Below are 8,484 nucleotides of genomic sequence, written 5' to 3' on the forward strand. Positions count from 1 at the left end.
GCGGTCGGGAACCCTCGATGGCACGATTGACCAACAGGTCATCAAATCATTCGAAATGCACATAAATCAATAAAAAAAATGATCTTGAAACTTAAAATGCAACATGGGGCAAAAAAGGATTGCCATGATTGTTCGATTGATCAATGCTGTAGATCGGTCGAACGACCTATACATCCGGTCCCATGTGCCCCTCTAACACCCCCTCCTGTCCCGACTCGCGTGAAGCGCTGATCGAAGCGGCCCTGGCCTGCTTCGCGAAGTACGGGTACGACGCCACCTCCACCCGGCTGGTGGCCTCCATGGCCGGGAAGAACTCCTCCCTCATCTCCTACTACTTCAAGGGCAAGGAGGGGCTGTACCGGGAGGTCTTCCGGTACCTGCTGACCCACTTCGCCGCCAAGACGCAGGATGAGGGCGCGCAGGACGCCGATCAGGCCGGACCCAATCCGGCGGATCCCGAGGAGGGCCGGGCGCGGCTGCGGGCCCACATCCGCAGGGTCCTCCGCGAGGTGGACGCCCACTTCGACACCTCCGACCCCCTCCGGGAGTCGGCGTCGCGGCTGTGGATGAGCGAGTTCCTGGCTCCGAGGCACGAGATCAGGGACCTCCTCCAGGAGCGCATCGAGCCCTTCGTGCGCGAAGCCCGGACATGCATCCGGGCCATCCGCCCCGACCTTTCCCCCGCGGAGGTCGACTTCTGGGGCTGCGCCATTCACGGGTGCTGCATTCACCACGCCTCGATGGCCGAGATCCATCAGCTGGCCTGGACCTCGGCCGACCCTTCCCTGACCCTCGATGCCGCAGCGGACCGGCTCGCGGATTTCGCTTTCAACGGCCTCCAGCGCCGTTAGATACTTTCGGTCCGAATTCTTTCGGTCCCACCCGACGAGCCGGGGCTTCCGCCCCCGTTCATGACACGGAGCTTTCTCATGCGCACCCCATCTCGAGGCGGAATGCTTTCCCTCGCCGGAGCCCTCGTGGCCGGCGGACTCCTGGTCGGATGCGGCAAGAAGGAGCAGGTCAAGCCCACCCCCGAGGTGGCCGTGGTGACCATGCAGCCCGAGAAGGTCGCAGTCACCTTCGAGCTGCCCGGCCGGACCTCCGCGTTCCTCATGGCCGAGGTCCATCCCCAGGTGAACGGCATCATCCAGCAGCGGCTCTTCACCGAGGGGGCCGATGTGAAGCAGGGCGACCTGCTCTACCAGATCGATCCGCGGCCCTACCAGGCCGCCTACGACTCGGCCGCGGCCGCCCTCGCCCGGGCCGAGGCCAACCTGCCGGCCATCCGGAAGCGCGCCGAGCGGTTCAAGGAGCTGCTCGCGGTCCACGCCGTGGGCCAGCAGGACTACGACGATGCCTCCGCGGCCCAGAAGCAGGCCGAGGCCGAGGTCCAGGCCCTGAAGGCCGCCGCCGAGTCCGCCCGCATCAACCTCGGCTACACCCGCATCGTCGCGCCCATCTCCGGGCGCGTCGGGAAGTCCAATGTGACCCCCGGGGCCCTGGCCGCCGCCTACCAGGGCCCGGCCTTCACCACCATCCAGCAGCTGGACCAGGTCTATGTGGATTCGCCGCAGTCCAGCGCGGCGCTGCTGGGCATCCAGCGGAACCTGGCCGCCAACCGCATCAAGGGCAGCGCGGACTCCGCCAAGGTGAAGCTCCTGCTGGAGGACGGCACGCCCTACCCCCAGACCGGGATCCTCAAGTTCTCGGACGTGACCGTGGACCCGACCACGGGCTCCCAGCTCCTGCGCATGGTCTTCCCCAACCCCCGCCACGTCCTGCTGCCGGGCATGTACGTCCGCGCCATCGTGGAGGAGGGCGTGGCCGAGCAGGCCATCCTCGTGCCCCAGCAGGGTGTCACCCGCGATCCCAAGGGCAACGCCATCGCCATGGTGGTGGGCGCCTCGGACAAGATCGAGCAGCGCACCCTCAAGGTGGACCGGGCCATCGGCGCGAAGTGGCTGGTCACCGAGGGCCTCTCCGCAGGGGACCGCGTGGTGGTGGAGGGCCTGCAGAAGATCCGTCCGGGCGCGGCCGTGAAGGTCGTGCCCGCCAGCTCGAACCCCGCTCCCGCGGCCCCGGCCGCGAAGAAGTAGAGGAGCAGCCCCATGGTCAATTTCTTCATCGACCGGCCCATCTTCGCCTGGGTCGTCGCCATCGTCATGATGCTGGCGGGCCTGCTGGCCATCAAGACCCTGCCCATCTCCCAGTACCCGCCCGTGGCCCCGCCCTCCATCTCCGTGGACGCCTTCTACCCCGGCGCCTCCGCCAAGACCGTGGAGAACACCGTCACCCAGATCATCGAACAGAAGATGACGGGCCTGGACCGGCTGCTCTACATGTCCGCCACCAGCGACTCCGCGGGCCACGGCAGCGTCACGCTCACCTTCCAGCCGGGCACGGATCCCGACGCCGCCTGGGCCAAGGTCCAGAACAAGCTGGAGCTGGCCAAGCCCCTGATGCCCCAGGTGGTGCAGCAGATGGGCATCACCGTCACGAAATCCACGAAGAACATCTTCATGATCCTGTCCATCACCTCGACGGACGGGAGCATGAACGCCGAGGACCTGCGCGACTACCTGGCCTCCAATGTGGAGAACGTCATCAGCCGCGTGCAGGGCGTGGGCGAGGTCATGTCCTTCGGCACCCAGTACGCCATGCGCATCTGGCTCAACCCCGACAAGATGGTGGGCTACGGCATCACCCCCGACGACATCCGCCAGTCCGTGAAGGCCTACAACGCCCAGGTCTCCGCCGGCCAGGCCGGCGGCCTCCCCGCCGTCAAGGGCCAGAAGCTGAACGTGACCGTGAACGTGCAGGAGCTCCTGCAGACCCCGGAGCAGTTCGGCGCCGTCCCCCTCCGCATCAACCCCGACGGCTCCACCATCCGGCTGCGGGACGTGGCCCGCACGGAGCTGGGCACCGAGTCCTACGAGAGCGACACGCGCCTCAACGGCAAGCCCGCCGCGGGCATGCTCATCCGCCTGGCCTCCGGCGCCAACGCGCTGGACACCTCGAAGCTCATCAAGGCCAAGGTCGGCGACCTGGCGCCCTACTTCCCGCCCAGCGTCGAGGCCAGCTACCCCTACGAGACCACGCCGTTCGTGACCGTGGCCATCAACGAGGTGGTGAAGACCCTCGTGGAGGCGGTGATCCTCGTCTTCCTGGTGATGCTGCTCTTCCTCGGGAACTTCCGCGCCACCCTGATCCCCACCATCGCCGTCCCCGTGGTGCTGCTGGGCACCTTCGCGATCCTCCAGTACGTGGGCATGTCCATCAACATGCTCACCATGTTCGCCATGGTGCTGGCCATCGGCCTCCTGGTGGACGACGCCATCGTGGTGGTGGAGAACGTCGAGCGCATCATGCACGACGAGGGGCTCCCACCCCTGGAGGCCACGCGGAAGTCCATGGGCCAGATCACCGGCGCCCTGGTGGGCATCGGCCTGGTGCTGTCCGCCGTGTTCGGCCCCATGGCCTTCTTCGGCGGCTCCACCGGCGTCATCTTCCAGCAGTTCTCCTTCACCCTCATCACGGCCATGATGCTGTCCGTGGTGGTGGCCCTGATCCTGACGCCCTCCCTCTGCGTCACGTTCCTCAAGCCCATCGAGAAGGGCCACGAGGCCGCCGAGAAGGGCTGGAAGGTCACGCGCCCCCTCTTCCTCTGGTTCGACCGCTTCTACCACAAGCTGAACGGCATCTTCGTCTCCCAGCTCGACCGCGTGCTGGCGAAGTGGGTCCGCTACACCGTCATCTACGGCGTCATCGTCGTCGGCCTCGGCGTGCTGTTCATGCGCCTCCCCACCGCCTTCCTGCCCGAGGAGGACCAGGGCATCCTCATGACCATGGTCCAGCTCCCCGCCGGGTCCACCATGGAGCAGACCCAGAAGGTGATGGACGAGGTCCGGCAGCACTTCCAGGAGCAGGAGAAGGATGCGGTCGCCTCCTGCATGACCGTCTCCGGCTTCAGCATCGCCGGCCGCGGCCAGAACAACGGCATGGCCTTCATCAAGCTCAAGGACTGGCACCTCCGGGATGGCAAGAACCTGAAGGCCGACGCCGTCGTGGGCCGGGCCATGAAGGCCTTCTCCTCCCGCCGGGACGCCATGGTCTTCGCCTTCGCTCCGCCCGCCATCCTGGAGCTCGGCAACGCGACGGGCTTCGACTTCCAGCTCCAGGACCGGGCCGGCGTGGGCCACGCCAAGCTCATGGAGGCCCGCAACCAGCTGCTGGGCATGACCGCCCAGAATGCCAACCTGAAGGCCGTGCGCCCCAACGGGCTCGACGACCAGCCCGAGTACAACGTCCGGGTCAACCAGGACCGGGCCGGCGCCCTGGGCGTCCCCCTTCCCGTGGTCAGCGACACCCTCGCCAGCGCCTGGGGCGGCTCGTACATCAACGACTTCATCAACCAGGGTCGGGTCAAGCGCGTCTACATGCAGGCCGACGCCCCCTTCCGCATGCAGCTGGAGGACCTGAACAAGCTCTATGTCCGCAACAAGACCGGCACCATGGTCCCCTTCTCCGCCTTCTCCACCGGGGAGTGGAGCTACGGCTCCCCGAACCTCCAGCGCTACAACAGCTTCCCCTCGATGAACATCCAGGGCGAGCCCGCTGCCGGCAAGAGCACCGGCGACGCCATGCTGGCCATGGAGGACCTCGCCTCGAAGCTCCCCGCGGGCATCGGCTACGAGTGGACCGGGCTCTCCTACCAGGAGCGCCAGGCCGGCAGCCAGGCTCCGGCGCTCTACGCGGTCTCCATCCTCGTGGTGTTCCTCTGCCTCGCGGCCCTGTACGAGAGCTGGAGCGTGCCCTTCTCCGTCCTGATCGTCCTTCCCATCGGCGTTTTCGGCGCGGTGCTGGCCACCTGGTCCCGGGGCCTGTCCAGCGACGTGTATTTCCAGATCGGCCTGCTGACCACCATGGGCCTGACCGCCAAGAACGCCATCCTCATCGTGCAGTTCGCCGAAGAGCAGATGGCCCAGGGCGCCGGGCTCGTCGCGGCGGCCCTGGAAGCCGCCAAGCTGAGGCTGAGGCCCATCATGATGACCTCCCTGGCCTTCACCTTCGGCGTGCTGCCCATGGCCCTCACCCGGGGGGCTGGCGCCGCGGCCCAGAACGCCATCGGCACGAGCGTGGTCGGCGGCATGCTGTCCGCCACGTTCATCGCGGTCTTCTTCATCCCCCTGTCCTACGTCCTGGTCAACCGCTTCTTCACGGGCCCGGGCCGGGAAGCGGCGCCCGCGGGCCCCGCCGTCTCCGAGGCCGTCTCCGAGGAGGGGAAGCTGTGATGTCCCTCAAAGCCTGGTCCATCCTCCCCCTCTCCCTGGCCATGACGGGCTGCGTCTCCATGGCCCCGAGGTACCGCACGCCGGAACCCCCGGTCCCCAAGGCCTGGCCCGAAGGCCCCGCCTACAAGGCCGGGGCGGCCACCTCTCCCGCGGCCCACGAGCTTCCCTGGCGGGACTTCTACCTGGACGAGGGGATGAGGAAGGTCCTCAACCTCGCCCTCGAGACCAACCGGGACCTCCGCATCGCCGCGCTCCGCACGGAACAGGCCCGGGCCTACTACCGGATCCAGCGGGCCGACCTGCTTCCGAAGGTGAACGCCTTCGCCCAGGGCACCAAGCAGCGCCTCCCGGCCAGCGTCTCCGGCACGGGTCAGGCCCTCGTCGTCGAGCAGGACCAGGCCGGCGTCGGGATCAGCGCCTGGGAGCTGGACTTCTTCGGGCGGGTCCGGAGCCTGAAGAACCGGGCCCTGGAGCAGTACCTCGCCACGGAACAGGCCCAGGACAGCGCGCGGATCTCGCTGCTGGCCGAGGTGGCCAACGTCTACCTCGCCCTGGCCACGGACCGGGAGAGCCTGGCCCTGGCCCAGGAGACCCTCGCCAGCCAGGAGGCCTCGTACAAGCTCATCCAGCGGCGCTTCGAGGTCGGAGCCTCCTCCGAGATCGACGCCCGCCGGGCCCAGGTCAGCGTGGATGCCGCCCGGGGCGACGTCGCGGTGTTCACCCGCGCCGTGGCCATCGACCGGAACGCCCTGGATCTCCTGGTCGGCGCGCCCGTCCCCGCGGAGCTGCTCCCCGCCTCCCTGGGCTCCGTGACGCCCCTGAAGGACATCACGCCCGGCCTCCCCTCGGAGGTGCTGACCCACCGGCCCGACATCCTCATGGCCGAGCACCAGCTCAAGGCGGCCAATGCCGACATCGGCGCCGCCCGGGCCGCCTTCTTCCCCCGCATCTCGCTCACGACGAGCGTGGGCACCATGGGCAACGAGCTCTCGGGACTCTTCAAGTCCGGGTCCAGCACCTGGGCCTTCTCGCCCCAGATCGTCCTCCCCATCTTCGACACCGGCGCCCGGCGGGCGAACCTCAAGGCCACCGAGGCCGGCCGCGACATCGCCCTGGCGCAGTACGAGAAGGCGATCCAGGTGGCCTTCCGGGAAGTGGCCGACGCCCTGGCCCAGCGGGGAACCCTCGACGACCAGCTGGCCGCCCAGGAGTCGCTCACCCAGGCCCTGGAGCGGACCCACAGCCTTGCCAAGGCCCGCTACGACGCCGGCATCGACAGCTATCTGGGTGTCCTGGACGCGCAGCGCTCGCTCTACTCCGCCCAGCAGGGGGTCATCGCCCTGCGCCGGGCCCGCTACGGCAACCTGGTGGGCCTCTACAAGGTGCTGGGGGGCGGCCGCTGACGTGACCTTGGTCACGAACGGCCCCTCGGGCCCGCCGGTACCCTGAGGGGACCGCCGGGCCCGAGGCCCGATGCGCCCGGAGATCCCATGGACGCCCTGCTCGAAACCCTCGAACCGAAAACCATCTGGTCCTACTTCCTCGGGCTCTCCAGGATCCCCCGCGGCTCCAAGAACGAGGCCCAGGCCGCCGCCTGGGTGGCGGACCAGGCGAAGGCCCTGGGCTGCGAGGTGGAGCGCGACGAGGTCGGCAACGTCATCATCCGCAAGAAGGCCACGCCCGGGAAGGAAGGCCGGCCCACCACCTGCCTGCAGGCCCACGTGGACATGGTCTGCGAGCAGAACGAGGGCACGGGCCACGACTTCCTCAAGGATCCCATCAAGGTCTGGAAGGACGGGGATCTCCTCCGCGCCACCGGCACCACGCTGGGCGCCGACAACGGCATCGGCGTGAGCGCCGCCCTGGCGGTCCTCGCCAGCAAGGACATCGCCCACGGCCCCCTGGAAGTCCTCATCACCATCGACGAGGAGACGGGCCTGACCGGCGCCAACGGCCTCCAGCCCGGCCGCCTCAAGGCCAAGTTCCTCCTCAACCTCGACAGCGAGGAGGAGGGTTACCTCACCATCGGCTGCGCCGGCGGCGAGGACACCATCGCCACCCGCAAGCTCACCCGCACGGCGCCGCCCGCGGGCGCCCGCGCCTACCGCCTGAAGGTCTTCGGCCTCAAGGGCGGCCACTCCGGCATCGACATCCACGCGGGCCGCGGCAACGCCATCCGCATCCTCGCCCAGATCCTGGGCGCCCTGAAGGCGGACTTCGGCTTCGCCCTGGGCGGCATCAAGGGCGGCAACAAGCGCAACGCCATCCCCCGCGAGGCCTCCGCCCAGATCTTCCTGGATCCCGCGAAGGAAGCGGCCTTCAAGGCGGCCCTGGCGGGCCAGGAGGCCCACTGGCGCGCCGCCCTGGGCGCCTTCGATCCCGGCCTGCACCTGGCCCTGGAGGCCGGGGAGGCCACCCAGGCCATGTCCGGCGCCGACGCCGAGGCCCTGATCCGCCTGCTGCTGGCCCTGCCCCACGGCGTCGAGGCCATGAGCCCCGACATCCCCGGGCTGGTGCAGACCTCCACCAACATGGGCGTGATCGAGACCCGCGAGGGCGAGGTGGAGCTGAACCTCCTCACCCGCAGCTCCATCAACGCCTCGAAGACCGCCCTCTCCGAGCGCATCGCCGCCACCTGCGCCCTGGGCGGCTTCGAGTCCCACGTGACGGGCGGCTACCCCGGCTGGAAGCCCGAGCCCAAGGCCTCCCTGGTGAGGATCGTCAACGAGACCAACCAGAAGGTGTTCGGCAAGACCCTGGAGATCATGGCCATCCACGCCGGCCTGGAGTGCGGCCTCATCGGCGAGAAGTACACCGAGATGGAGATGGTCTCCTTCGGCCCCAGCATGTGGGACGTCCACACCCCCGACGAGCACGTGAGCGTGCCCTCCGTGGGCAACTTCTGGAAGCTCCTTGTCGCCGTCCTCGAGGCCGTGTAGTCCCCTCAAACCTCGGCCCTTGGCCCGCGCCAGGGGCCGTGCTAACCTTGCTGTTCCCCGCGCCCCGGCGCGGAGCCACGGGAGAGTTGTCCGAGTGGCTGAAGGAGCACGATTGGAAATCGTGTAACGGTCAAAAGCCGTTCGGGGGTTCGAATCCCCCACTCTCCGCCAATGCGCCCCGCCTGCGGGGCGCGCTTTTTGGCGGAGAGTGGGGGATTCGAAATCACTGAAATGCTGGCAGGTAGCGGCCCCTG

5 protein-coding genes and 1 tRNA gene are annotated in these 8,484 nt (G+C 68.4%); all 6 read left to right on the plus strand.

Annotation, left to right across the window (positions count from 1 at the left end):
- Positions 1 to 182 precede the first annotated feature (182 nt).
- Entirely contained in the window at positions 183 to 851 is a 669-nt protein-coding gene (locus G398_RS0104240) for a TetR/AcrR family transcriptional regulator (RefSeq protein WP_084511974.1), read from the plus strand.
- Positions 852 to 929: 78 nt separating this feature from the next.
- Positions 930 to 2,096, plus strand: coding sequence for an efflux RND transporter periplasmic adaptor subunit (locus G398_RS0104245; protein ID WP_026852664.1), 1,167 nt, complete (start codon positions 930 to 932; stop codon positions 2,094 to 2,096).
- 12 nt (positions 2,097 to 2,108) lie between these two features.
- On the plus strand, positions 2,109 to 5,291 hold the full coding sequence (locus tag G398_RS0104250) for an efflux RND transporter permease subunit (protein ID WP_026852665.1): 3,183 nt from the start codon (positions 2,109 to 2,111) through the stop codon (positions 5,289 to 5,291).
- Positions 5,291 to 6,694: an efflux transporter outer membrane subunit gene (locus tag G398_RS0104255; protein WP_026852666.1), complete on the plus strand. Its 1,404-nt coding sequence runs from the start codon at positions 5,291 to 5,293 to the stop codon at positions 6,692 to 6,694. The genes G398_RS0104250 and G398_RS0104255 overlap by 1 nt, the downstream gene beginning before the upstream one ends.
- An 87-nt stretch (positions 6,695 to 6,781) precedes the next feature.
- Complete coding sequence (locus G398_RS0104260) at positions 6,782 to 8,230, plus strand: aminoacyl-histidine dipeptidase (RefSeq protein ID WP_026852667.1); 1,449 nt, start codon at positions 6,782 to 6,784, stop codon at positions 8,228 to 8,230.
- 80 nt (positions 8,231 to 8,310) lie between these two features.
- Positions 8,311 to 8,401: transfer RNA gene (locus G398_RS0104265), tRNA-Ser, on the plus strand.
- Positions 8,402 to 8,484 lie beyond the last annotated feature (83 nt).

It is taken from the genome of Geothrix fermentans DSM 14018, from assembly GCF_000428885.1.
GTDB lineage: Bacteria > Acidobacteriota > Holophagae > Holophagales > Holophagaceae > Geothrix > Geothrix fermentans.